Genomic DNA, 753 nt, shown 5'->3' with positions numbered 1-753 from the left:
GCCAGAGACGGGGCCGGGGAGGCGGGCTTCGACATGGGGCGGACCCTTCGGTTGGTGCGGGCCCCGGGCAATCCCGTTCCGCGCCGGACGGATCCCCTGTGGGGGCGGCCGCGCGGGCCCGGCGTGCGGGACCGCACCGCGATCCCGCGTCGCATCATCGGGGGATCGGCGCGGGCCCCGCGGCGGGGGCCCGTCACAGGGCCAGCCGGAGCTGGAGCGGCGCCTCGGGCGCGTCCTGCGCGAAGCCCGACAGCGACACCCCGATCAGCCGCGCGCTGCGCCGCAGGGGGAACAGGCCGGCCAGCAGGTCGAGGCCGATCCGCTCCAGCCCTGCCCGGCCGGCGACGGGGATGGGCAGCGACCGCGCCCGGGTGACCTGGGCGAAATCCGAGAACTTGAGCTTCAGGGTCACGGTCCGGGCGCGCATGCCCTTGGCGTCGGCCGCGGCCCAGACCTTGTCGAACAGCGGCGCCAGCCGGGCGGCCAGGACCTCGAAGGCGGCGGTGTCGTCCGAGAAGGTGGTCTCCGCGCCGATCGACTTGCGCACCCGGTGGGCGCGGACCGGCCGCCCGTCGATCCCGCGGGCGACCGCGTGGTAGTAGGCGCCCGCGGAGCCGAAGGTCTCGCGCAGGCGCTCCGGCGTCCAGGCGCGCAGGTCCGCCCCGGTCTCGATCCCGAGCCGCTTCATCTTCGCCTCGGTGACCGGGCCGACGCCGTGGAACCGGCCGATCGGCAGCGCGGCCACGAAGTCCG

1 protein-coding gene is annotated in these 753 nt (G+C 76.8%); it reads right to left on the bottom strand.

Annotated elements, in window-relative coordinates; translation table 11 throughout:
- Positions 1–193: 193 nt before the first annotated feature.
- A partial coding sequence (locus NS334_RS17070) for a DNA polymerase thumb domain-containing protein (RefSeq protein ID WP_428835074.1) occupies positions 194–753 on the bottom strand: 560 nt, incomplete at its 5' end.

It is taken from the genome of Sphingomonas endophytica, assembly GCF_001476895.1.
GTDB lineage: Bacteria > Pseudomonadota > Alphaproteobacteria > Sphingomonadales > Sphingomonadaceae > Sphingomonas > Sphingomonas endophytica_A.
This window is presented reverse-complemented; position numbering and strand designations above follow the sequence as displayed.